Below are 23,592 nucleotides of genomic sequence, written 5' to 3' on the forward strand. Positions count from 1 at the left end.
AACACATGCGGGAGCGTCATGTCAAATTCTACGGATTCCAATGGTGGGTTCGGTGACAGGTTACGTCAAGCCAGAGAAGCGCGAGGGATCAACCAAACGGAACTTGCGGCGAAGACTGGGTTACAACCATCAGCAATCGGCCATTTCGAGAAGGAGCGGCGCAAGCCTTCGTTTGCAAACATTAGGGCCCTCGCGAAGGCATTGAGCGTTACGTCAGACTACTTGCTAGGCAGGACCAACGACATGGCGGGAGCAACAACGGCATTTCGTGGTGAAGAGAACCTGTCAGACGACGACCGAGAGCACATTCAAATGATGATCGACCTCATGAACCAGAGAAAGTCGGGTCGTTGAGCAAATTCCGAATTCATATGGCGCGGCGCCAAGGTGAACTCAAAGCAAAAGAAAATGGCTACGATGCCTTCCCCGTTGATCCGTTTGCGATCGCGGAGAGCGAAGACATCTTGGTCGAGCCAAAGGATCCGGGCCGGGTTGGCGTGAGCGGCGGGATCATCTTCCATGATGAGAGCGTTGGCATCTTCTATGCGACCGATATCAAGAGCGAGGGGTTTCGCCGGTTCACCGTGGCTCACGAACTTGGCCACTATTTTCTTGAGGGGCATCCCGAGGAAATTCTGAAGACTGCTCCGATCCACATGTCCAGGGCGGGGTTTTCACAAGGGACGAGTTCGATAGAGCTAGAGGCGGATCATTTTGCGTCTGGGCTGCTCATGCCGTCGAGACTCGTGGGCGAGGTCATCGGGGGCAGCCGTGTCGGTCTGGATGGGATCATTGCGCTAAGTCAGCTGGCCGAGTGCTCGCTCACGGCCTCTGCCATCAGAGCCGCCGAATGTTGCGACTATCCGATGGCGGTTGTCGTCAGTTCCGGCGACAAGGTCGCATATGCGTTCTTGTCTGACAGCTTCAAAAAGCTCGACAAGCTCACATTCCTCAAAAAGGGTACTCCGCTGCCACGAACCCATACCCTGCGGTTCAACGCTGATACGCAAAGCATCCGGTCCGCGCGCTCGATATGTGGACAAACCAGTCTTGCTGAATGGTTCTCTTGTGGGCGACGGCTTGCGTTGGATGAAGAAGTCATCGGTCTCGGCGCTTACGGCTTCACCCTTACCGTCCTTTCCAGCGAAGAACTTGCTGACGATCCCGATGACGAAGCCTACGAAGAAGAAGCCTTATTGATTGAGAGCTGGACCCCCAAGTTCGCGATAGGTCGCTAAAGCGGCCATTCGATGAAGATTGGTACGCGCGCTGGCAGAGAGGAAGACCATTGGGCATGGGTCGAAACTAGTAGCCACACGTGTCCAATTTGTGATGCGGCCGAACATGATCGCGACAACGTGCCGATTCCTACCACGGCATGCGCGGCGCCTCGCCACAAGCTGATGCGCCGCGCATGTATGTCATCAGCTCTGATCGTTTAGCCTGGCATCGGGCGCATTGGCTTTTACCGAGGCAATGCCATTTTCGCGTGCGGCTTCGCTGCTATAGGCCTCGCTGGTTCCAATGACTTGGCCGTTGCTGGCCTTGAGGTTGAACATAGGCTTTCCGGCCGCATTGGTCTTCCGCTCGTAGCGTGTGTCCAACGGTGCGTTGGTGCGCACCGAGGCTATACCATTCTCGGCGCTGGCCTTCTGCTTATAGCCCTCGCCTGTCAAGATAATCTCACCATTTCCGGCCTTCAGACGAAACCGGTACTCCCCGGCCCTGTCCTCGTAGAGTTCGAATTTACCCGCCATTCTGTCACTTCCTCCGAAAGTCTGATTTCCGCGCGCAGTTGACAGGTGCGAGAAAGGCTTGGCAAGACCCGGTTTCCCTGACGCGGATCGAAATCGTTCCAACGCAATTGCGACGTTGTCCGGGGGTAACATTGCGTGAGCCAGCCGATGGTTCTGCTTTGGGGGGGCCGATCCTCAGGGTCGGAAGACGGGTGGTGTCTTTGCGCCACCCGTTGCGGGAAGTTCACTTGACGTGCATTTCTTGGGCGTCGTGGGCATGAATTTTGCCACATTCCACGCCCAATGAATGTTATAGCACACCGGATGTCAATTTTTGAGCAGACCCCGAGACCGCAGATATGTCCCTGAGCCCCGTTCTCGATATTTCCATAGACCCGGAACTTCATCCCTGCATTCCCGCTGCACTTTTGCGCCTTGGATACCTCTATCCCGAGCTCGACTTTCTCGTGTCGGACAAGGGCGTCGCGGTGCACGGCGCGTCGGGGTCCGATCTCGCGCGGCTCAAACGCGAGGTGACCTACCAAGTCTATCGCGAGAAGGTCTTCCGGCAGACCTTGTCCATGCGGCAGAGCCTCTACGCGATGTTGGCAGGCTGATGCAGATCTGGCCGCTCCGTTTTCGCGATCTCGACGATCAAAGAACCATCCTCGCCGATGACTCCGGCGCTTATTTCCTGGCCGAGAGCGGGTTCGTCGATCGCTACGCGCGCGACGCGATAACGCCTCCGGAGGAACGGTTCCTGCGGGAAAAGGGCCACGCCTTCGAGTGGGCGGGCGATCTCGCCCATACCGGGTTTCTCACGAGGTGGTCGCGGCGCCAGCATGTGGGCGGCGGGTCGGCCTATGTGATCCTGATCCCGACGCTGCGTTGCAATCTGAAATGCTCCTATTGCCAGGTCTCGCGCGCGCCGCTCGCGGCGCAGGGCTTCGACTGGGATTCGGAGACGCTTCAAAAGGTGCTGGGCTTTCTCGACGGCCTGCCGGTCGAGGAGATCCAGATCGAGTTCCAGGGCGGGGAGCCGTTCCTCAGGCTCGACCTCCTGCAGGCCGTCGCCGCCTTCGCGCGCCGGCGCTTTCAGCGCGTCCGTTTCGTGGTCTGCAGCAACCTTCAAACTCTCGATGAGGACATCCTCGCGTTTCTCGACAGCGAGGACGTGCTGATCAGCACCTCGCTCGACGGACCGCACCAGATCCATACCCGTAACCGGACCGCAGATAGCGCGCTAACGAAGAACTTCCTCAGCAACCTCGAGCGGGTGATCGGCCTGATCGGTCCCGCACGGGTCTCCGCCCTGCCGACCATCGACATGGACGACCCGCCCGATCCGGAAGATCTGATCGCGGCCTACGAGGCGTTCGGCTTCACCTCGCTCTACCTGCGCCCCGTCAACTACCAGGGTTTCGCCCGCAAGAGCCATCCCGCGGCCCGGACCTCGACCGCCTGGAACGCCTACTATCGAGGTTTCATCGACACGCTGATCGCGCGAAACGCGCTGACGGGCCGGGTGATGGAGGAGTTCTATCTTGCCCATTGCCTGCGACGCATCCTCGCTCCCGGGCTGGACGGTCACACCGATCTGCGCAATCCCAACATCCCGACCGGCGCGAATGCGGTCATCGATTTCGACGGACAGATCTATCCCAGCGACGAGGCGCGCATGTTGGCGCGCATCCGGCGGGTCAATCTCGCCATCGGCAATGTGAGCGATGGCCTGGACCAGGAAAAGCTGGCCCTGCTCGCGCCGGGACACATCAACAACTTCGATCCCGACTGTATCCACTGCCCCTATCAGCCCTTCTGCGGCACCGATCCGATCGATGATCTCTCGCGCAGCGGTCGGATTGATGTGCCCCGCCAAGACAGCTGGTTCTGCCAGCGCCACCTCGCTGTCTTCGACCTCGCAATGGAGCTGATTTACAGCAAAGACCCAGCGGTCGAATTTACCCTGTCGCGCTGGTTCGGGCTCGAGACTCTTCCCGACGCCTTGAGGCCGATCGCGCCATGATCCCGCTGCGTCTCAAATCGGAGTGCGACCGCACCCTCGCGCCTTTCGTGACCCGGATCGCCGAAGAGGAGCCGCGTTGCGCGGAGGATGCCACGCTTTGGTCGGAGGAGGCGGGCACCTTGGGCTACCAGACCGGACAGATCAAGTTCAGGCTTTCGGATGTCGCGCCCGCAGAGGTCGCGGGCGATGTGCTGCTCGTCGACCCGCGGCGCCAGATCGCCCATCGACTCATCCGGGCGGCCTCGCCGCACAACACGTTCCTGATTACCGAGCAATGCGACCAGCTTTGTCTTATGTGTTCCCAGCCGCCGAAGCCGCAGCACCAGGACATGTTTGACCATTTCCTCGCGGCCTCCCGGCTGGCGCCGACGGGCGCGCAGATCGGGCTTTCCGGCGGAGAGCCGCTCTTGCACAAGGACGCCCTCTTCGCCTTTATCGACGCAGTTTTCGCGACCCGCGATGATCTCTGCTTCCACATCCTGACCAACGGGCAGTATTTCGAGCGCGCGGATTTGGCATGGTTGCGCAAGCACCGGGCACGGCTGCTTTGGGGCGTGCCAATCTATTCCGACAACCCCGCAACCCATGACGAGATCGTCGGCAAGCCTGGCGCCTTCGCACAGCTGTCTCCGAACCTCGCGCTCCTGGGCCTAGCCGGCGCCGCGCTCGAGCTCAGAACAGTTGTCCTGCGGCAGAACGCTCCTGGGTTGTCAAGTCTCGCCGACTTCATCGCGCGACATCTACCCTTCGCCGCAACCTGGGCGATCATGCAGATGGAACGCATCGGCTATGGCCGGATGAACTGGGGCCGGTGCTTCTTCGACAGCAGCATCGACTTCGCCAGTCTCGGCGCGGCCATCGACCTGATGCGCGCGCGCCGCCAAGACGTGACGCTCTACAATTTCCCGCTCTGCACGGTGCCTCCGGCCTATCGGGATCTCGCGGCACGATCGATTTCAGACTGGAAGCAGAAGTACCTCCCGGCCTGCGCAACGTGCAGCCTGCGCGACGACTGCGCCGGGTTCTTCGAGTGGTACCGGGAGGAGGACGGATTCATGGAGATACGGCCGCAATGAAGAAGATCGGAAAATTCGCCATCACGCTCGCGGCCGCGGGCTACCTGCCACAGGGGGCTCAGGCCGTGGTCGCACCACCGCGGCTCGATTATGACGATGATGCGTCGGCCTCGCTGTTCCAGATCCTACGGGGCGAGCACAAGTACACGCTGGCCGGGCACCGATCACACTCGAGCCATGGCTCGCACGGATCGCATGGCAGCCATCGCTCCTCCTCGAGCGGGGGATATTCGAGTGGGGGCAGTTCCTATCGCCCGTCGAAACCCTCAAGCAACAGCACGCCGCCATCCTATGTCATGCCGCGCGCGTCGCAGGCGCCGAAAACATTGCCCGGCAACAGTACGGCCTTCACCGAGATTGTCAGGCGGGTTCAGACGGCACTCTATGCCTATGGCTATTACACCGGTGCCATCGACGGGATCGTCGGCACCGGCACCAAAACTGCGCTCAGCAAGTTCCAGAAGGACTGGAACCTGAAGATCACTGGCACCATCACCCCCGAGGTCCTCGATGCGCTCAATATCGTTGCGAAGTAGCTGGCTCCGATATGCCCTGGTCCTGGCCGGTGGCGTGGTGATCGGCCAGATCGTTCCGCCGCTCTGGACCTGGGGGGTGATCCTCGTCGCCGAGCCGTCGTACCAAGAGGCGACCTATCGCTGTGATCGCTCGATGCGCGCGCATCTCCTGGCCAAACAGAAGCTGGAGGCTGCGCCTTCGGCTGAAAGTGTCCGGGACCTCGAGGCGAGCGAGATCGCGCTGATCGACTGCCAGGATTACGACCTGATGCGCAAGCGGCTGATGCTCGTCGGGCTTGACGAGACAGCCCTGTCCTACATGGCACTGAAGGCCATCGAGGCCAAGGCGACAGACCTGCAGGATGTGATCGAGATCCATGAAATCCATTACTAGGGTCTTCTTCGCGATCGCGCTGATCTGCGCCGCCCCCGCCATGGCCGAAACCATGCGCGAGGCCGTCCTGCGCAAGGCCGCGCTGGAGAATGGATTGCGTCCGGCCGAAGAGTCCTGGCCCGATTTCGAACCGGAAAAGGCGGCGGTCGGCAAACTCCTCTTCGAGAGCGAACTTCTCTCGCTTACCCGGAACGTCTCCTGTCGTAATTGCCACCTCGACGAGTTCGGCTCCGCGGATGGTCTGCCGCTTGGACATGGGGCAGGTGGTGTCGGCAAAGGCGTCGAGCGGATGAAGAGCCCGGCAGGGGTGCTCTCACGCAACGCCCTCGCCCTCTGGGGCCGCGGCGGGATCGGCTTCGACGTCTTCTTTTGGGACGGACGGGTAGATGCCAGTTCGGGTGCGGTCCGAAGCCAGTTCGGCACCATGGCGCCCTCCGACGACCCTCTGGTCGTGACCGCGCATCTGCCGCCGGTGGAGTTCCGCGAGATGATCGGGGAGAGCAATGACACGGAATGGCTCCGCCAGGGCGATGTCAACGCCGCGGCCCGGGTGCACCAGGAGATCGCCCGCCGCATTCGGGGGACGCCCGAGATCGCCGAGCCCCTGTCTGAAGCGTCCGGGCTTGACTTCGAGCAGCTCACCTACTTGCAGATCGCCGAGGCCATTGCCGCCTTCATCCGCTCCGAGTTCCGGCTTCGGGAGACCAAGCTCCATCGCTTTGTCTTCGAGCGTCAGGCGCTGACAGACCAGGAACTGGCCGGCGGCCTCCTTTTCTACGGCCGCGGGCAGTGCGCGGCCTGTCACAGTGGCCCCTATTTCTCGGACCTCAGGTTCCACGCGATTCCGTTCGCGCAGTTCGGGTTCGGGTTCAACGGCTTCGGCATCGACTACGGCCGCTACAATTTCACGCAAGACCCCCGAGATCGCTACGCCTTCCGCACGCCGCCGCTTTATAATGTCACCAAGACCGCGCCCTATTCCCATTCCGGGGTCGAGCCGGATCTCGCCGGCGCCATCCGGGCGCATGTCGATCCTTTGGCAGAGATCGATACCAGCAGACTTTCCGCGCTAGATCGGGCCGAGGTCTACCAGAAAATCGCGCGCTGGTCACTGGAGCCGAGCTACGCGGTCGAGCTCAGCGACGCGGAGATCGCCGAGCTCGTCGCCTTCCTGGCGGCGCTGGAGTTCGATCCGGAGCCCGGGCGGTGAAGCGGGTGCGCCCGCGCGATGTGCTCGACCTCTTCACCCGGATCGCCATCATCGGGATCGGTCTATCCCTGCCGGTCTGGCTCTACCTGGCAGAGCTACGTCCGCGTTTCGTGCTTCACCGGACGGAGAAGGACCTCCGCGCGCTGGCCGCCGCCTGCGACCAAGCGCTGCGCAGCGCGGAGGCGACAGAGGAGACCCGTGCCCAACTGGACCCTGCGCAGGCGGCGCGCCTCGACCTGTCTCTCGAGATCGGCCGGTTGCCCTGCAAAAGCTACAGTGTGCTCACCGAACAGTTGCTTTCGGAGGGCGTATCGCGGCATGCGCTCGCGGCCCTCAACCTCTCTGCAACCTCCGATCCCGCTTATCCGGACTTGAGGGCGGTGCTCGCGGATGCGGACCAGCTTGATGCCCAGCTGCGCGTCACGTCCCGGCTCTTCGATCTCGCGCCGCTGCCTCTGAAGGAATATCTGCGCAATGCGAAGTTCCGGCTCGGCGAACGGTTATTTTTCGATCCACTCCTGAGCGGGCAGGGGGATCGCACCTGCGCCACCTGCCATGTCTTGGTCTCCGCGACCGCGGACGGGGCGGCCTTGGAGACACATCTTGACGTATCGCCAGAATGGTTGCCCGGCGTTCCTGCGCGCAACGTGCCCGATCTCTGGAACCGCGACCACAACGACGTCTCAACCATGCTCTGGGATGGTCGGGTTCAGGCGCTCGCCGCCGCGAATGAGGGCGGGCTCGTATCGCCCGAGCCCCTGCCGACGACGGGATTCGAGAACCTCATGGCGTTGCAATCGATTCGGCCGATCATTATCCCGGCGGAGATGCTTGGCGAGCCCGGCGCCGGGAATGTTCTTGCTCCCAAGTCACTCGGCGCGCCGCTCCCCGAAGCTGTGCTGACACGCCTCGCGACGCGACTCTACGAGGACGATGAGCGCGGTAAGGATACGGAGACATATCAGAGGTTGTTTCGCAAGAGCTACGGGGTCGGGGCTGCCGAAGAGGTGCGTCCGGCTCATCTCGGCAATGCGCTCGCGCATTACATCGAGATCGCCTTTCAGTCCCGGGAAACGCCTTGGGATCGCTACCTCGTCGGCGATCTTTCCGCCCTCACGGCGGATCAGAAACGCGGGGCGGTCCTATTCTATGGCGTCGGTAAATGCGCCGTGTGTCATGTGGGCGATGTCTTCAGTGACTTCGGGTTCCATTCCATCGGGGTGCCCGACATGCGGGAGGAGAAGGATTTAGGCCGCTTCTATGCCACCGGTTTGGCAGAGGACCGGTTTCTGTTCCGGACGCCGCCCTTGCGGAACGTCACGCTCACGGCGCCCTATTTCCATAACGGTCAGGGCAAAACTCTCAGCGAGGCGATCCAGCAACATCTCAATCCATATCAGTTTGCACGGGCCTACGCCGAAGGCGGAGAGCATCTGATGGGGTCGACAGAGATTGATGCGATTTCGCCGATCCTCGCGCCAAGATCTATGATCACCGATGCTCAAATCGAGCTTTTGATAGCGTTTCTGAAATCCTTGGAGGATCGCCGTGCCGACGCATTGTCGCCCTGATCAGGCATGGCTCTTAGAGGAACCTAGAATCTGAAGAGTATCTATCGAATTAGGGCATAGGGCCGGTAACGATAATGGCCCCTCTTATCGTGCGTTGACATTTGCGCGCGCCCAGAACAGCCTGCGGGCACTCACCCGGGGGGTCTCGACAAGAGGCTGAGATACTGCTGGCACCTGTGCAGCGCAGTGACCCGATGAACCTGATCCAGTTCACACTGGCGTAGGGATGGTGCACTGGCCGCGCGGGCCCCGACCACTTTCGTGGAGGGCTATTCCCACACCGGCAATCCCATTCGACGCGGAACTGGGTCTCCAACGCTTTGAGCTATGGAGGCTCCGACCGATGAAAGATCTCACCCCAACCGTCACCACGGGCCCGCTGCCCGCGTCGCGCCGCGTCTGGCACGCGGGCACCCGTCACCCCGATATCCGCGTGCCCATGCGCGAGATCGACCTGCACCCCACGGCCGGGGAACCGCCCGTCACCGTCTATGACAGCTCAGGCCCCTATACGGACCCGGATGCACAGATCGCCATCGACCGCGGCCTGCCGCGCCTGCGCGAGGACTGGATTGCGGCCCGTGGCGATACCGAAACCTACCACGGGCGCCATGTGCAGGCGGCTGACAACGGCTTTGCCGAAGGCGCGCGGCTGACACCCGAATTTCCCGTCCGCAACGCGCCCCGTCGCGCCACGCAAGGACGGGCTGTCACCCAGATGGCCTATGCCCGCGCCGGCATCGTCACGCCCGAAATGGAATTCGTCGCGATCCGGGAAAACCTCGGCCGCAAGGCGCAGGCCGAGGCCCATGCACAGACATTGCCGCGCGACGGCGAAGGCTTTGGAGCGGAGATTCCGGATTTCGTCACGCCGGAATTCGTCCGTGACGAGATCGCCAAGGGCCGCGCGATCATCCCCGCGAACATCAACCATCCCGAGGCCGAGCCGATGGCGATCGGGCGGAACTTCCTTGTGAAGATCAACGCCAATATCGGCAACTCGGCGGTGACCTCCTCGATGGCCGAGGAAGTGGAAAAGATGGTCTGGGCGACCAGATGGGGAGCCGACACGGTCATGGACCTGTCGACGGGGCGCAACATCCACAACATCCGCGACTGGATCCTGCGAAACTCGCCGGTCCCGATCGGCACGGTGCCACTGTACCAGGCGCTGGAAAAGGTCGGCGGCGTGGCCGAGGACCTGAGTTGGGAGGTCTTCCGCGACACGCTGATCGAACAAGCCGAGCAGGGGGTGGATTACTTCACCATCCATGCAGGGGTGCGGCTGCACATGATCCCGATGACGGTGAACCGGGTCACGGGAATCGTGTCGCGCGGCGGCTCCATCATGGCCAAGTGGTGCCTGCACCATCACCGCGAAAGCTTCCTCTACGAGCATTTTGACGAGATCTGCGAGATCGCGCGCGCCTATGACGTGTCCTTCTCGCTCGGTGACGGGCTGCGCCCCGGTTCCATCGCGGACGCCAATGACGAGGCGCAGTTTGCCGAACTTGAGACCCTCGGAGAACTGACCCAGATCGCCTGGGCACGGGATTGCCAGGTCATGATCGAAGGGCCGGGCCATGTGCCCATGCACAAGATCAAGGCCAATATGGACAAGCAGCTGCAGGTCTGCGGCGAGGCGCCGTTCTACACGCTCGGGCCGCTCACCACGGATATCGCGCCGGGGTACGATCATATCACCAGCGGCATCGGCGCGGCGATGATCGGCTGGTTCGGCACGGCGATGCTGTGCTACGTGACGCCCAAGGAACACCTCGGGCTGCCCGACCGGGACGACGTGAAGGTCGGGGTCATCACCTACAAGATCGCGGCCCATGCGGCGGACCTGGCCAAGGGGCATCCGGCGGCGCAGATCCGCGACGATGCGCTCAGCCGCGCGCGGTTCGAATTCAGATGGGAAGACCAGTTCAACCTCTCGCTCGATCCCGAAACCGCCCGGTCGATGCATGACGAGACCCTGCCGAAGGAAGCCCACAAGGTCGCGCATTTCTGTTCGATGTGCGGGCCGAAATTCTGTTCGATGCGGATTTCCCACGACATCCGCGCCGAGGCGCAGAAGGACGGCATGGCCCGCATGGCCGAGAAGTTCCGCGAAGGCGGAGACCTGTATATCCCGCTGGAGGACAAGGCATGAGCCAGAGCCCCGAAACCCTATTGACCGGGCTGCGCGCCACGCCGCCGCTGGTGCAGTGCATCACCAACTACGTCGCTATGAACATCGCCGCCAATGTGATGCTGGCGGCGGGGGCCAGCCCCGCCATGGTTTCCGACGTCGAGGAGGCCGAGGAATTCGCCGGGATTGCCGGAGCCGTGACGGTGAATATCGGCACCCTGTCGCCGCCCTTCGTCGCCGGAATGCACGCTGCAATCCGGGGCGCGCGAGGTGCGGGGCGGCCCTGGGTGCTGGATCCGGTGGCCTGCCAGGCGACGGCCTATCGCCGCGCGGTGGTACAGGCGCTGGTTGCCGAAGGCCCGACGATCATCCGGGGCAATGCCTCGGAAATCCTGTCGCTGGCCGGAGAGGCGAGCAGGGGGCAGGGCGTCGACGGGCGCGATCCGGTCGCGGCAGCGGAAGAGGGCGCGCGTCGGCTGGCGCGCAGCAGCGGTGCCGTGGTCGCCGTGACGGGCGAGGTGGACTACGTGACCGACGGAGAGCGGGCAGTGCGGATTGGGGGAGGCTCGCCCTTCATGCCGATGAACACCGCGCTTGGCTGTTCGCTCACCTGTCTCTGCGGAGCCTATGCTGCGGTGGCCGAAGACGCCTTCGACGCCGCCGTCGCTGGGCTTGCGCATTTCGCAGTTGCGGGGGCGAAGGCGGATGAGGGCGCCTCGGGGCCGGGCAGCTTTGCGCCCCGGTTCCTCGATGCGCTGGCGGCGGTCACCCCGGCGGACCTGTCACGGGGGGCGATTTACGACGCGGCGGTGCCCGCGTGAGGCGCTGCCCTGACCTCTCGCTTTACCTCGTGCTTGATCCCGGCCTGTGCGCCGGGGTCGGCATGGTCGAAACCGCCCGCGCTGCCGTCGCGGGCGGGGCGACGGTTGTGCAACTGCGCGACAAGGCGGCAGGCACCGCGCGGATGATCGAGACTGGCCGGGCACTGAAGGCGGCGCTGGCCGGAACCGGCGTGGTGCTGATCGTGAACGACGACGTGGAGGCCGCCGTTGCGATTGGTGCGGACGGGCTGCACATCGGGCAGGGCGACATGGCCGTGACCGAGGCCCGCGCCCGGATCGGTCCGGCGATGGTGCTGGGCCTGTCGGTCGAGACACCCGCGCTGGCCGCCGCCGTCGATCCGGCGCTGGTCGACTACATCGGTGCGGGGCCGGTCTTTGCCACGCCTTCCAAGCTGGATCACAAGGCGCCTGTGGGTTTCGAAGGGCTGGCGGCGCAGGTTGCTGCCAGCCCGGTGCCCGCCGTGGCGATCGGCGGGCTGAAGGCCGAGCACGTGGCGCAGGTCCTGAAGGCCGGCGCGCAGGGCGTCGCCGTGGTTTCCGCCATCTGCGGCCAGCCCGACCCCGAGGCCGCTGCCCGCGCCCTCAGGGACAGGATCGACGCGCTAACCGTCTGACGCCCAGAGCGCGTGGAAATGATGCACCGGCCCGTGCCCGTGGCCCACGTCCAGCGCATCGCTTTGGGCCAGCACCGCATGCAGGTAGGCCTTGGCGCGGGTCACGGCCTCGGCCATGTCGTGATGCGGCAGGAGCGCGGAAATGGCCGAGGACAAGGTGCAGCCCGTGCCGTGATCGTTGGTCGTGGTGATGCGGGGCGCGCGCAGGGTCTGGATACCCTCGGGACCGGCCAGCAGGTCGGTGCTGTGCGCGCCCTCCAGATGCCCGCCTTTAAGCAGGACGTACTCGGAGCCGAGAGAAAGGAGGTCGGGCAGGGCGGCGGTCATGGTCGCGGTGCTCCAGTCATCGGGACGGTTCAGCAGGACGGCGGCCTCGGGCAGGTTCGGCGTGATGACCGTGGCCAGAGGCACCAGCGCCTCGCGCAGCGCCGAAACCGCTTCGGGATCCAGCAGCGCGTGACCGCTTTTCGCCACCATCACCGGGTCCAGCACGATGTTGCGCGCCGCGTGATGGCGCAGCCGGTCGGACACCGCGCGGGCGATCCCGGCGTTGGCGATCATGCCGATCTTCACCGCGTCGATGCGCACGTCCTCGAGCACAGAGTCGATCTGGTCGGCGACGAAATCTGGGTCAAGCGCCTGGAAGGACCGAACGCCGCAGGTGTTTTGCGCCACCACGGCCGTGACGACCGAACAGGCATAGGCGCCAAGCGCCGACATGGTCTTGATGTCGGCCTGGATGCCGGCGCCGCCGGACGGGTCCGTGCCCGCAATGGTCAGGACGTTGGCGATCATGTCGGTGCCCCCGCCATCAGGGCTGCGGCCTGGTCCGCAACTGCGCCGACATCGCGGCTGAGCGCGAGGCTGCCATCCGTCAGCGCGGCAAGGTCGATCCAGCGCGCCTCGAGCGCGTCATCTGCGGCAACCGGAACCCCGGCGATCCAGCGGAACAGAACGGCGATCAGGATGAAATGGCGGCGCAAGGTGCCGGTGCCGTCGTGATCAAAGGCGTCGAGCGCCGTGATCACCCGTAGCGGGTCTGCGGAAACGCCGGTCTCCTCGGCCAGTTCGCGGATGGCTGCGTCGAACAGGGGTTCGCCCTGGTCAATCTTGCCGCCGGGAAATCCCCAAAGGCCCGCATCGGGCGGATTGGCGCGACGCACGAGAAGCACCTGGGTGTCGCGCACGACTACGGCGATGGTCGCCGGGATCGGGCGTGGGTCTGTCGATTGATATGGCAAAGCGGCCTCGTCATGCTGAGGCCGGCAAGGGCAAGAGGTCTGCGCGATCCTGTCCCTTCGCCGGCATGATCCGGATCAGGTTCAAAGGGTCACCGCGCTGCAATCGCCAGCGATATCTCAGCCCCTTGTCGGGACACCCCTAGGTGAGAGGCAGCTTATCAGGCTGAGCGCCCGGTTCAATGCCGGGCGGATGTGCTTGCGCCTGCTGTCGGTTGCTGAAACTTTGGGCAAAACAGACGAGGAAGCAGTCATGGAATCCCTGTTCCGTTCGCTTGGCCCGGTCATCGGCCGTCCCTCGCCAGTCGAGGCCCTTCGTGCGGGGCTCGGCGCTCTGATCGGCCTTGGGGTGACGGGTGTATTCCTGTTGTCGCCCGTGGTCGACCTGACACTTGGGCTTTACCTGATTGCTCCGTTCGGTGCGACGTCGGTCCTGCTGTTCGCAGTGCCCAACAGCCCGTTGGCGCAGCCGTGGTCGGCGGTGGTGGGCAACACCCTCGCGGCACTGGTCGGTGTGGCGGTCTGTTCCGTGATCGCGGACCCTGTCCTGCGGATCGCCCTTGCGGTCGGGCTGACGATTACGGTCGGCATCCTGTGTCGCGCGATCCATCCCCCGGCGGGTGCGGTCGCCATGACAGCGGCGATGAGCCCGGAGGCGGTCGAGCGACTTGGGTTCTGGTTCGCGATCGCGCCCGTCGCCACGGGCACCCTCGCGCTGGTCGTCTGTGCTGCGATCTACGCCCGGCTCACGGGGCGCAGGTACCCATTCCGCCAGTTCGATGAGCCAAATCGCCACCGCACCGAAGATCCCGATCCCGCCAAGCGCATCGGGCTGTCCCGAGAAGAACTGACAGAGCTGCTGGACCAGTATCGCCAGTCGTTCAATCTGGGTGTCGAAGACCTAGCGCGGTTGATCGGCGCGGCCGAGTTGCAGGCCGCCGCGCACCGGACAGGTCCGCTTCTGGCGACCGACGTCATGTCGCGTGATCTGGTGACCATTGGCCCGGACACTCCGCTGTCAAAGATTGCGGACCTGTTCAGACATCATCGCTTCACATCGCTTCCGGTGACCGGGGTCGAGGGGCGTTATCTTGGCGTGATCTTCCAGATGCACCTGATCGACCGAGCGCGCGAGGATGCGCTTCGGCTCGACCGTGGCTATCTCGCGGCGTTTCGGCGCCTGATCGACCAGGATCGTACGCAGCCGGTTCGAGCCAAGGACATCATGAGCGTCGCCGGGCCTCGGGCGGTACCGGCGACTCCGGTCGGGGTGCTCCTGCCGATGATGGCCGATGGTGATGTCGATGCGGTGCCGATCCTTGAAAAGGGCCGGATCGTCGGCATCGTCACCAGGACGGATCTGATCGCCGCCCTCGCGCGGTCCGGGCTGCGGGCACAGGGCTGAGAGGCGGCGGCCCGGTCAGGCCGGTTCGAGCGGGTGATCTTTGCGAGTCGGGACGCTTGCGAGACCCGCGACAGGGACATTGTCGATCAGGCGCACGCCATCGAGCCAGGCGGCGAGGAAAAGGCGACCGGGGCGGTCTGCCCTGGTCATCAGCTTGAGGTCGGGATCGCTGCGCAACTCCAGGTAGTCGATCGTGTCGAACCCGGCAGAAAGCAGCGCCGCCCTGGCGTTATCGAGGGCCTGCGCGACTTGTCCGCCGCGGGAGATGACACGCGCGGCGTCGTCCAGGACCTGGGCGATCACCGGCGCAATTTCGCGTGACCCGGGCCCGAGCCGGAGGTTGCGCGACGACATGGCGAGGCCGTCGTCCTCGCGCACGGTCGGACAGCCGACGATCTCGGTCTTCAGATCCAGATCCTCGGCCAGCCGGATCACCACCTGAAGTTGCTGGTAATCCTTTTCACCGAAATACGCGCGGTCGGCATCGCATTGCAGGAACAGCTTGGTCACCACCGTGGCCACCCCGTCGAAATGCCCCGGCCGCGCCCCGCCGCACAGGCCTTCGCTGACCCCGGTCACCGACACGGTCGTGGCAAAGCCTTCGGGGTACATCTGCGCGCCATCGGGGACATAGAGGATATCCGCGCCATAGGGCGTCAGCTTTTCGGCATCGCTGTCCTCGGTCCTTGGGTATTTCGCCAGATCCTCGGGGTTGTTGAACTGCTTGGGGTTCACGAACAGCGTCACGATTACCCGGTCGTTTTCGGCGCAGGCCCGCTCTACCAGCGACAGGTGCCCGGCATGCAGCGCGCCCATGGTCGGCACGACGCCGATGGTTTCGCCGGCCCGGCGCCAGCTTTCGGTCAGGGCGCGCAGGTCTGCCTTGGTGCGGATGATCTTCATGTGCCCGGTTCCTCCTGGGAAAAGACATGTTCGGGGGCGGGGAAGCTGCGGGCGCGGACCTCTGCCGCGTAGGTGCGGATGGCGGTGCGCGCATCGCTGGCCAGATCGCCATAGCGTTTCACGAACTTCGGCTTGAAGGCGTCGAAAAGGCCCAGCATGTCGTCGATCACAAGGATCTGTCCGTCACAGCCCGCCGAGGCCCCGATGCCGACCGTCGGGATGGCGATGTCCGCGGTGATCTGATCGGCCAGCGCGGCGGGCACCTTTTCCAGCACGACTGAAAACGCCCCGGCGCGGGTCACCGCGCGGGCGTCTTCCAGGATCCGGTCCGCATCCGCGCCGCGCCCCTGCACCTTGTAGCCGCCAAGCGCGTTCACCGCCTGCGGCGTCAGGCCGATGTGGGCCATGACGGGGATGCCGCGATCGACGATAAAGCGGATCGTGTCCTCCATATGCGCGCCGCCTTCCAGCTTGACCGCGCCGGCCCCGGTTTCGGCCATCAGCCGGGCAGCGTTGCGAAAGGCCTGGGCGGGGGATTCTTCGTAACTGCCGAAGGGCATGTCGACGACCATCAGCGCGCGGCTGAGGCCACGGGCGACGGCGCGGCCGTGCAGCACCATCATCTCCATCGTCACGCCGAGGGTCGAGGGCAGCCCGTGCAGCACCATGCCGACGCTGTCACCGACCAGAACCAGATCGCAGTCCGCGTCCGCCAGCTGTGCCACGGGGGTCGTATAGGCGGTCAGGCAGACCAGCGGATCGGCCCCCTTGCGCGCACGGATGTCGGACGCGGTGAGGCTGCGTTGCGGGGCGGATTGGCTCATGTCGGTCCTCCTCAGACAGGCTTCCGTGGGGTTACCCGGTTCGACATTATTTCGCAAGTGCAGCGTAATATTATTGCGATTCAATATAAGAAAAAGCCATATATGTGCGTGATGGGTTGTGGACTCAGAAGTCCAGTCCCAAGTCCAGCACCTGCGCCGAATGGGTCAGCGCACCGGATGAAATATAGTCCACGCCCGTAGCCGCGACCTCGGCGATGCGGTCCAGCTTCATGTTGCCCGAGGCCTCCAGCACCACCTGACGGGCGGTCATGTCCACCGCCTTCGCCAGCATTGACGTGTCCATGTTGTCCAGCAGAACAACGTCTGCGCCACCCTCGTCCAGGACCTCGGCCAGCTGGTCCAGGCGGTCGACCTCGATCTCGCAGCGGATCATGTGGGATGCCCGCGCCTTGACCGATTGCAGCACGGGACGGATGCCACCGGCGGCGGCGATGTGGTTGTCCTTGATAAGGATCGCGTCGGACAGGCCGAAGCGGTGGTTGAACCCGCCGCCATGCAGCACGGCCTGTTTTTCCACGATACGCAGGCCGGGGGTCGTCTTTCGGGTGCAGGTCACGCGGGTGTTCGTCCCGCGTGTCTCGGCCACGAAGGCGGCGGTCAGCGTGGCGATGCCGGACATGCGCCCGGCAAAGTTCAGCGCGACCCGTTCGCCCGACAGGATCGAGGCCGCGTCGCCCGAGATCTCCATCAGCAGGTCGCCCGGCGCGATCACGTCGCCATCGGCCTTGTGCGCGGTGATCTTCAGCGCGGGATCCACCAGCCGGAAGGCCAGTGCGGCAATCTGCAGGCCCGACACGACGCCCGGTTCGCGCGCATTCAGCCGCGCGGAATAGGTGGTGCCAGCAGGAATGACCGTGCGGGTGGTGATGTCGCCATAGGTGCCCAGATCCTCCATCAGCGCGGCGCGGACAAGGGGTTCAAGGATCAGGTCGGGCAGGGGGGCCGATTTTGCACGGGGGCTCATGCCGGTTCCTTTCGGGTCGTGGTCGCGCGGAGTGCCAGCGCGTCGTTCAGGGTCATCAGCGACCGGGTGCCGATTGCGCCGTCCGCCTGCGGATAGTCCGACCGGAAATGCGCGCCCCGGCTTTCGCGGCGCATCAGCGCGGCGGCGGCGATCAGGGTGGCGGTGGCGGTCATGTTCTTCAGCGTCTCGCAACCGGGCTGCGCGGCTTCGATGTCGGCGATCTGGGTCAGCGTTTGGGTCAGGCCGTCTGCCGTGCGGATCACGCCCGCACCGTCGGTCATCGCCTGCCGCAGCCGTTTGACCAGCGCAGGGTCGGGCGTTTCCGCCGGCAGAAGGTCGGGCAGGGTGACGGGCGCGACATCCATGGGCGAAGGCAGCGTGGCATGAATCGCCAGCGCGCAGCGGCGGCCATAGACCAGCGCTTCGAGCAGCCCGTTCGAGGCCAGGCGGTTCGCCCCGTGCAACCCGGTCGAGGCGACCTCTCCACAGGCCCAGAGGCCCGGCAGGGTGCTGGCCCCTTCCGCATCCGTCGCCACACCGCCCATGTGGTAATGCGCGGCGGCGGCCACGGGGATCACCTGTGTCACCGGGTCCAGCCCGGTCTGCTGGCAGGCGGCGGCGACGGCGGGGAAATCTGTCAGGATCTTTGCGCCAAGGGCGGCGCGGGTGTCTAGCGCGGGGGCCAGCCCTGCCTGCGTCTGGGCATAGACGGCGCGGGCCACGATGTCGCGCGGGGCCAGTTCCGCGTCGGGGTGCGCATCCAGCATGAAGCGCTCGCCCTGTCGGTTGACCAGTGTGGCCCCTTCGCCGCGCAATGCCTCGGTCGCCAGCGGGGCAGGGTCCAGCCCGCAGGCCATGGCCGTCGGGTGGAACTGCACGAATTCCGCGTCGGCGATCTGTGCGCCCGCGCGGGCTGCCATGCCGATCACCTGACCCCGAATGCGCGGCGGATTGGTGGTGAGGGCATAAAGCCCGCCCGATCCGCCCCCGGCCAGCAACACGGCGGTGCCGCGCAGGGTGACGCTCGCGCTTTGCCCCCGATCACAGCGGGCGACGGCCACGCCGGTGACACGGCCGCCCGAGACCTCAAGCCCCGTGGCCATCACCCCTTCTAGCACCTGGATATGATCCGCCTCGCGCACCTGTGCGGTCAGGGCGCGCATGATCTCGGCCCCGGCCTGATCGCCCTGCACACGCACCACACGGGCGAAGCTATGCGCCGCCTCGCGCGACAGCACATAGTCGCCGTCTGCGGTGCGGTCGAAGGGCGTGCCCAACCCGGTCAGGTCAAGGATGTGATCGCGCGCCTCGGCTGTGACCGACACCGCCACGCCCGGATCAACCGTCCCCGCACCGGCAGTGACGGTATCGCAGGCATGGGCATCGGCGCTGTCCGCCGGGTCCATCGCCGCCGCCACGCCGCCCTGCGCCCAGGCCGAGGAGGCGCCGGTTCCCAAAGCCTCGGGAGAGATCATCAGCACGGGACGCGGGGCCAGTTTCAGCGCGGCATATTGCGCCGCCAGCCCTGCGCCCACGATTATGACGCGGCCCGTGTTGATCGGCGTTTCGGTCGGGGTCATGGCCCTAGCCGGCCATCTTGGCGGACAGGTCGATCATGCGCTGAACAGCGACGCGGGCCTTTGCGGCGACCTCCGGGTCGACCTCGACCGCGCCCTGCATCGTGTGCAGCGACCACAGCACCTTTTCCAGCGTGATCTTCTTCATGTAGGGGCACATGTTGCAGGGGCCCACGAAATCCACATCCGGCAGCGCGTCCGAGATGTTCGAGGCCATCGAACATTCGGTCACGAGCATCGCCTTTTCCGGCCGCTGCTGCGTCACGTAGTCGATGATGCCGCTGGTCGAACCGGAAAAATCGGCCTCGACCACCACATCGGGCGGGCATTCGGGATGCGCGATGATCCTTGTGCCGGGGTTCCATTCGCGGAAATCCCGCAGATCCTGCGCGGTGTACTGTTCGTGCACGATGCAGGCACCGTCCCACCACACGATGTTTTTCTCGGGCACGAGATTGACGATGTTCTGCGCCAGATATTTGTCCGGCGTCATGATGACCGTGTCGCTGTCCATCCCGCGCACGATCTGCACCGCGTTGGAGGAGGTGCAGCAGATGTCGGATGCGGCCTTCACCTCGGCGGTGGTGTTCACATAGGTGACGACCGGCGCGCCCGGATATTTAGCGCGCATTTCCGCGATGCCCTCCGCGGTGATGCTTTCGGCCAGCGAACAGCCGGCCTCCATGTCGGGGATCAGCACCGTCTTCGCGGGGTTTAGGATCTTGGACGTCTCGGCCATGAAATGCACACCGCATTGCACGATCACGTCGGCCTTCACCTTCGTCGCCTCGATCGCCAGCTGAAGGCTGTCGCCGACCACGTCCGCGATGCCGTGATAGATTTCGGGCGTCATGTAGTTATGCGCCAGGATGACCGCGTTGCGATCCTTCTTGAGCTGATTGATCGCCGCGACATAGGGCGCATAGATCGCCCAGTCGGGGGGCGTCACGACACGGTCCATCCGGGCGTAGATGTCAGCATGTGCCGTGGCGATGTCGGTGGACGGAGAGAGATCGTAGTGATCGGCGAGTTCGGCGCGCAGCGCGATCTGGTCGAGCAAGAGCGGAGTTCCTGAGGTTATTTCGGGTCGACGCGGAGGGCGCGACCGCACGCGGGTGGTGTCGGCTGGGAGGTGTTTACGGGCCGGCTTACCTAAGGGCAAGTGTGCGGGTCGTCATATTTCAATGACGCACGCTAACATGTACCGAAAGCCACCGTCATACGATTATGGGCTCAGATGTCGGTGCGCGGGCAAGTCTTTGAATCCGGTCCAGAGGCGAAGCGGGCTTTCAGCAGGCATTCGTCGTATTCCGAGCGAACCTCGGAATCGAACACGATGCCGCCGCCTACGTTGAAGACGGCCTCTCCGCCTGCGTGCAGTGTGAGGGTGCGAATGGCAACATTGAAGCGCATCTCGCCGGACGGAGCGATGAACCCAATGGCCCCACAATAGATGTCACGCGGACGACTTTCCAGCGCACGCAGGATCTGCATCGCACGGATCTTCGGAGCTCCGGTGATCGAGCCGCAGGGAAAGAGCGCAGTGAAAGTATCGGAGACGGTCGTCCCCAGTGCCAGCCGCGCCCGAACGCGGCTGACCATCTGATGCACTGTGGGATAACTTTCGATCCGGAACAGCTCGGGTACATGCAGCGTGCCCAATTGGCAGATGCGCGAGATATCGTTGCGCAACAGGTCGACGATCATCAGGTTCTCGGCTTGGTTTTTCCCGTCCTGTCGCAAGGTCTCGGCCAGGGCGGCGTCTGCCTCGGGCGTCGATCCGCGCCGGATAGTGCCTTTCATCGGATGTGTCTCGATCCAGTCTTCCGCGTCTACCTGGAAGAACAGTTCAGGCGACCGTGAGAGGATGATGGGCCCACCCAAGTCGACCAGGGCAGCATAGCGGACCGGCTGCCTGGCGGTCATTTCTTCGAACAGCGCTATCGGATCTCCCGACCATCGCGCGGAGAACGGGAAAGTCAGGTTCGCCTGGTAGCAATCGCCTGTGCGAAGGTGTCGGTGAACCCTTTCGAAGCGCGACCTGTAATTCTCGAAGGCCCATTCTGGCCGGACATCCGTCAAAGTCGCCTTGCCTGTTGCCCGTGTCCCGACCGATCCAGTCTCGGGCGCGTTGAAGACCCCAATGAGCACGAGCGGCAGGCGGCGGCCTCCGGGCATGATGTCACGCAATTTCGGCTCGAGAGCGTAACCGGCCTCGTAGCTCACGTAACCGGCACACCATTTCCCTGCCGCACGTGTGCGTTCCATTCGGTCGAGCGCGGCCTGGACTTCGTCCAGATGGTCGGCGCGGATCACCTCGCGTGGTGTGGCGAACCGCATCTCGGTACCGGCGAGGTCATCGCGCAGCAGAATGCTTGGCCCGTCCGCGCGATAGGCTGCTTCAGGCCTGTCCATCGGGAGCCGTGAAGGCCTGGGCCTGATCGTAGTCCACCGCGAAGCGCAGTTCGCGCAGGGGTTTCACCCGGCGGATCGATTCCGCGTAGGTTTCGTGCGCCTTGTAGGCAGCCAGAGCCGCATCATTGGCGAATTCGCCATAGACGACGACGTCGATTTCCTTGCTGTTCGGATCTGACTTCCGATTGAGCGAGATTTCGAGGTGCTGGGCATAAGGGATGCCGGTGAGCATCTGGAGCCCTTTTCTGATGGATTCGATATTGTCGTTGTTGATGGCGGTGAAGAAGACGATGTGGCGGATCATGGCAATCCCGGTTGGTTTCTGAGAACATGCGGATGCTCCCGACGCGTGGCCCGGAGTCGTCCGCAGACCGAGTTGTAGGGTCTGCCTCGCGTCGTTCAACCGGATAGTGCTGGGTCATAAAGGTGTGTGTCACCTGACCCTAGCCTGCCTTCTGGTCCTTCTCTGACCGGCGTCGCGCCATTCAAGAAGACTGTTGCCGACTACGATACGGCACCCAAACGCGACCACGGCTTCAACGTCGACCTCGGCAAGGATGCATATGAGGACGATCCGTCCCTGCAGGCCACAATTTGTGGTCCCAAAGGCGCTGGCCTGCTCCCCTTGGTGTCCGCGTACTTCAGCTCGTTCTGTTTAGGTTTTGTCGTCGGATCGGTCCGGGTCTGCCCTAGATGCGGGAAAATTCTATCGGCAAGTTCGGTCCGCCAGACAAGAAATCGCCACTGATCTGAAGAGTTCGTGGGTCCCACTGGAGAGAACCCCATGCCAATATACCAATCTTCATTCGTCCTCGACTTTGGATATGGGTTCTCCTTTGTCTTCTAGCGCGGTTATTCACTTGTCTATGGGTGCATGTGTCCACCACTCGACTTGCAAGGAACCAAACCGGCTTCCAGTCGCTGAAGGCGTTAGGCCTATGAAATGGTGCGGACAGCGGGACTCGAACTCGCACGCTCGATTGAGCAGGAGATTTTAAGTCTCCGGTGTCTACCATTCCACCATGTCCGCGTGGTGCCTCGGGCAGGATTCGAACCTGCGACCTAACCGTTATGAGCGGTCAACTCTAACCGCTGAGCTACCGAGGCACGTGGGGATCACTAAATGAGCGAATTCGGTGTCTTGCTCAAGGATCTTAGGGTCAGCTTGGCGCGATTTCTGGGCTTCCGCTGGACTGATGCCGAAAGGCACTTCGTGTCAGTGATATGAAAAAAGTAAAAGCAAGCTTTGGGTTTTGCCGGATCCAGAGTCACGGAATGGGGGTCTGGCAGGGTTCTGGACGGACCCTGCCGTCCCCTCCAAGGGTGTTTTCCTGACGGTCGGTACCTCCGGGTCTGCACACTTACCAGACATCGGAGATCATCATGGCCAAATCCAGCAAGCCAAAGTTCGACGCCGCGGCGTCGATCACCAACGAACTCATTAAGATCATCGACCGGGGCGTGTTGCCCTGGCGCAAGCCCTGGACGGTCGGCGGCAGTTCTGTGCCGCTCCGCCAGAACGGCGAACCCTATCAGGGCGTCAACAACTTCTTGCTGACCATGCGCACCTTGATGGCCGGATTCTCCTCGCCCTACTGGATGACGTTGAGGCAGGCGAATGAGCTCGATGCGAAAGTCATAAAGGGCTCGAAATCGTCGGTGGTCGTCTATTACGGAACGGCCGAGCGCGAACAGGCCGAAGGCGCCCACGGCGGGGAGGCGGAAACCGAAGACCCAAAAACCATCCCCTTCATGAAATCCTATCGCGTCTTTAACGCCGATCAGATCGAGGGGTTGGACCCTCGCTTCCATTCCGCTGCGGCCGAACCGGAAGTTCACCCCGAACGCGCACCGATCCCGCATATGCAGAGCTTCTTCGAGGCAATCGGTGCCAATGTCAGCTTCTCTGGTCGCGAAACATGTTACGTCCCGAACCTCGACAAGATTTACATGCCCCCGATCGAGCTCTTCGAGAACCCGCGGAATTTCTACGCCGTCTGGGGTCATGAGCTGGGTCACTGGACGAAACCCCGGCATCGGTTGAACCGAAGCTATGGCGACGCTCGGTTCGGGAACACGGCATATGCCCGCGAAGAGATTGTGGCCTTATCTTGACAGTCTGCA

General features: G+C 63.7%; 24 protein-coding genes, 2 tRNA genes and 2 riboswitches. Of the genes, 14 read left to right on the forward strand and 12 right to left on the reverse strand.

The annotated features are described in order from the left end of the window. The first annotated feature begins 18 nt into the window (after window positions 1-18). Window positions 19-354, forward strand: a complete 336-nt coding sequence (locus ATO9_RS25075; RefSeq protein WP_081979695.1) for a helix-turn-helix domain-containing protein — start codon at window positions 19-21, stop codon at window positions 352-354. Further along, the gene (locus ATO9_RS20755; RefSeq protein ID WP_043753995.1) at window positions 351-1,238 is read left to right on the forward strand and encodes an ImmA/IrrE family metallo-endopeptidase; all 888 of its coding nucleotides are present in this window, start codon (window positions 351-353) and stop codon (window positions 1,236-1,238) included. Before ATO9_RS25075 ends, ATO9_RS20755 begins: the two co-directional genes overlap by 4 nt. A gap of 186 nt (window positions 1,239-1,424) precedes the next feature. On the opposite strand, the gene ATO9_RS20760 is transcribed toward ATO9_RS20755, so the two are convergent. After that, window positions 1,425-1,757, reverse strand: a complete 333-nt coding sequence (locus ATO9_RS20760) for a YegP family protein (protein ID WP_043753997.1) — start codon at window positions 1,755-1,757, stop codon at window positions 1,425-1,427. Window positions 1,758-2,095: 338 nt separating this feature from the next. On the opposite strand from ATO9_RS20760, the gene ATO9_RS24510 reads away from it, so the two are divergent. The 10 genes from ATO9_RS24510 to thiE all read left to right on the forward strand — a co-directional run bounded on the left by ATO9_RS24510 (window position 2,096) and on the right by thiE (window position 12,121). Further along, window positions 2,096-2,353, forward strand: a complete 258-nt coding sequence (locus tag ATO9_RS24510) for a hypothetical protein (RefSeq protein ID WP_043753999.1) — start codon at window positions 2,096-2,098, stop codon at window positions 2,351-2,353. Further along, the gene (hxsB, locus tag ATO9_RS20770; protein WP_043754001.1) at window positions 2,353-3,762 is read left to right on the forward strand and encodes a His-Xaa-Ser system radical SAM maturase HxsB; all 1,410 of its coding nucleotides are present in this window, start codon (window positions 2,353-2,355) and stop codon (window positions 3,760-3,762) included. Before ATO9_RS24510 ends, hxsB begins: the two co-directional genes overlap by 1 nt. After that, entirely contained in the window at window positions 3,759-4,838 is a 1,080-nt protein-coding gene (gene hxsC, locus ATO9_RS20775; protein WP_043754002.1) for a His-Xaa-Ser system radical SAM maturase HxsC, read from the forward strand. The genes hxsB and hxsC overlap by 4 nt, the downstream gene beginning before the upstream one ends. Next, window positions 4,835-5,374 (forward strand): His-Xaa-Ser repeat protein HxsA, encoded by a 540-nt coding sequence (hxsA, locus tag ATO9_RS20780; RefSeq protein WP_043754003.1) that lies wholly within the window; start codon window positions 4,835-4,837, stop codon window positions 5,372-5,374. The genes hxsC and hxsA overlap by 4 nt, the downstream gene beginning before the upstream one ends. Beyond that, entirely contained in the window at window positions 5,349-5,747 is a 399-nt protein-coding gene (locus ATO9_RS20785; RefSeq protein ID WP_229737720.1) for a TIGR03982 family His-Xaa-Ser system protein, read from the forward strand. The genes hxsA and ATO9_RS20785 overlap by 26 nt, the downstream gene beginning before the upstream one ends. Further along, window positions 5,731-6,957 carry a His-Xaa-Ser system-associated MauG-like protein gene (locus ATO9_RS20790; RefSeq protein ID WP_202902171.1) on the forward strand — a complete coding sequence of 409 codons (1,227 nt, stop codon included), beginning with the start codon at window positions 5,731-5,733 and terminating at the stop codon, window positions 6,955-6,957. The genes ATO9_RS20785 and ATO9_RS20790 overlap by 17 nt, the downstream gene beginning before the upstream one ends. Continuing rightward, complete coding sequence (locus ATO9_RS20795; protein WP_043754004.1) at window positions 6,954-8,528, forward strand: cytochrome-c peroxidase; 1,575 nt, start codon at window positions 6,954-6,956, stop codon at window positions 8,526-8,528. The genes ATO9_RS20790 and ATO9_RS20795 overlap by 4 nt, the downstream gene beginning before the upstream one ends. A gap of 126 nt (window positions 8,529-8,654) precedes the next feature. Further along, window positions 8,655-8,773, forward strand: a riboswitch (TPP riboswitch). Window positions 8,774-8,871: 98 nt separating this feature from the next. Then, window positions 8,872-10,686 (forward strand): phosphomethylpyrimidine synthase ThiC, encoded by a 1,815-nt coding sequence (gene thiC, locus ATO9_RS20800; RefSeq protein ID WP_043754005.1) that lies wholly within the window; start codon window positions 8,872-8,874, stop codon window positions 10,684-10,686. Continuing rightward, on the forward strand, window positions 10,683-11,486 hold the full coding sequence (thiM, locus tag ATO9_RS20805) for a hydroxyethylthiazole kinase (RefSeq protein WP_043754006.1): 804 nt from the start codon (window positions 10,683-10,685) through the stop codon (window positions 11,484-11,486). Before thiC ends, thiM begins: the two co-directional genes overlap by 4 nt. Then, complete coding sequence (thiE, locus tag ATO9_RS20810) at window positions 11,483-12,121, forward strand: thiamine phosphate synthase (RefSeq protein WP_043754009.1); 639 nt, start codon at window positions 11,483-11,485, stop codon at window positions 12,119-12,121. The genes thiM and thiE overlap by 4 nt, the downstream gene beginning before the upstream one ends. Here the strand turns inward: thiE and thiD are convergent. Together thiD and ATO9_RS20820 are read right to left on the reverse strand one after the other, a co-directional pair. After that, window positions 12,110-12,916: a bifunctional hydroxymethylpyrimidine kinase/phosphomethylpyrimidine kinase gene (gene thiD / locus ATO9_RS20815; RefSeq protein ID WP_043754012.1), complete on the reverse strand. Its 807-nt coding sequence runs from the start codon at window positions 12,914-12,916 to the stop codon at window positions 12,110-12,112. The two genes, thiE and thiD, sit on opposite strands and share 12 nt — an antisense overlap. Then, a complete protein-coding gene (locus ATO9_RS20820) occupies window positions 12,913-13,362 on the reverse strand; it encodes an NUDIX hydrolase (RefSeq protein WP_043754014.1) in 450 nt (149 codons plus the stop codon). Before ATO9_RS20820 ends, thiD begins: the two co-directional genes overlap by 4 nt. A gap of 34 nt (window positions 13,363-13,396) precedes the next feature. Continuing rightward, window positions 13,397-13,513: riboswitch (TPP riboswitch) on the reverse strand. A gap of 99 nt (window positions 13,514-13,612) precedes the next feature. Here ATO9_RS20820 and ATO9_RS20825 point away from each other — a divergent pair. After that, window positions 13,613-14,764, forward strand: a complete 1,152-nt coding sequence (locus tag ATO9_RS20825) for an HPP family protein (RefSeq protein ID WP_043754018.1) — start codon at window positions 13,613-13,615, stop codon at window positions 14,762-14,764. Window positions 14,765-14,779: 15 nt separating this feature from the next. Here ATO9_RS20825 and panC read toward each other — a convergent pair whose 3' ends face one another. The 9 genes from panC to ATO9_RS20870 all read right to left on the reverse strand — a co-directional run bounded on the left by panC (window position 14,780) and on the right by ATO9_RS20870 (window position 22,575). Continuing rightward, window positions 14,780-15,667: a pantoate--beta-alanine ligase gene (gene panC, locus ATO9_RS20830; RefSeq protein ID WP_043754020.1), complete on the reverse strand. Its 888-nt coding sequence runs from the start codon at window positions 15,665-15,667 to the stop codon at window positions 14,780-14,782. Next, on the reverse strand, window positions 15,664-16,491 hold the full coding sequence (gene panB, locus ATO9_RS20835) for a 3-methyl-2-oxobutanoate hydroxymethyltransferase (RefSeq protein WP_043754022.1): 828 nt from the start codon (window positions 16,489-16,491) through the stop codon (window positions 15,664-15,666). The genes panC and panB overlap by 4 nt, the downstream gene beginning before the upstream one ends. A gap of 124 nt (window positions 16,492-16,615) precedes the next feature. Next, window positions 16,616-17,476 carry a carboxylating nicotinate-nucleotide diphosphorylase gene (gene nadC, locus ATO9_RS20840; protein WP_043754024.1) on the reverse strand — a complete coding sequence of 287 codons (861 nt, stop codon included), beginning with the start codon at window positions 17,474-17,476 and terminating at the stop codon, window positions 16,616-16,618. Then, window positions 17,473-19,056: an L-aspartate oxidase gene (locus ATO9_RS20845; RefSeq protein WP_043754026.1), complete on the reverse strand. Its 1,584-nt coding sequence runs from the start codon at window positions 19,054-19,056 to the stop codon at window positions 17,473-17,475. The genes nadC and ATO9_RS20845 overlap by 4 nt, the downstream gene beginning before the upstream one ends. Before the next feature lie 4 nt (window positions 19,057-19,060). Continuing rightward, a complete protein-coding gene (gene nadA / locus ATO9_RS20850; protein WP_043754027.1) occupies window positions 19,061-20,113 on the reverse strand; it encodes a quinolinate synthase NadA in 1,053 nt (350 codons plus the stop codon). Window positions 20,114-20,286: 173 nt separating this feature from the next. Then, window positions 20,287-21,468: an aminodeoxychorismate synthase component I gene (locus tag ATO9_RS20855; RefSeq protein WP_156127932.1), complete on the reverse strand. Its 1,182-nt coding sequence runs from the start codon at window positions 21,466-21,468 to the stop codon at window positions 20,287-20,289. Beyond that, window positions 21,455-21,772 carry a Dabb family protein gene (locus tag ATO9_RS20860; protein WP_043754029.1) on the reverse strand — a complete coding sequence of 106 codons (318 nt, stop codon included), beginning with the start codon at window positions 21,770-21,772 and terminating at the stop codon, window positions 21,455-21,457. The genes ATO9_RS20855 and ATO9_RS20860 overlap by 14 nt, the downstream gene beginning before the upstream one ends. A 640-nt stretch (window positions 21,773-22,412) precedes the next feature. After that, window positions 22,413-22,498 (reverse strand) — tRNA-Leu (locus ATO9_RS20865). A gap of 1 nt (window position 22,499) precedes the next feature. Next, window positions 22,500-22,575 (reverse strand) — tRNA-Ile (locus ATO9_RS20870). 276 nt (window positions 22,576-22,851) lie between these two features. Between ATO9_RS20870 and ATO9_RS20875 the strand changes: the two genes are divergently transcribed. Then, entirely contained in the window at window positions 22,852-23,583 is a 732-nt protein-coding gene (locus ATO9_RS20875) for an ArdC family protein (protein WP_373284071.1), read from the forward strand. Window positions 23,584-23,592: the final 9 nt, after the last annotated feature.

It is taken from the genome of Pseudooceanicola atlanticus, assembly GCF_000768315.1.
GTDB classification, from domain to species: Bacteria; Pseudomonadota; Alphaproteobacteria; order Rhodobacterales; family Rhodobacteraceae; genus Pseudooceanicola; species Pseudooceanicola atlanticus.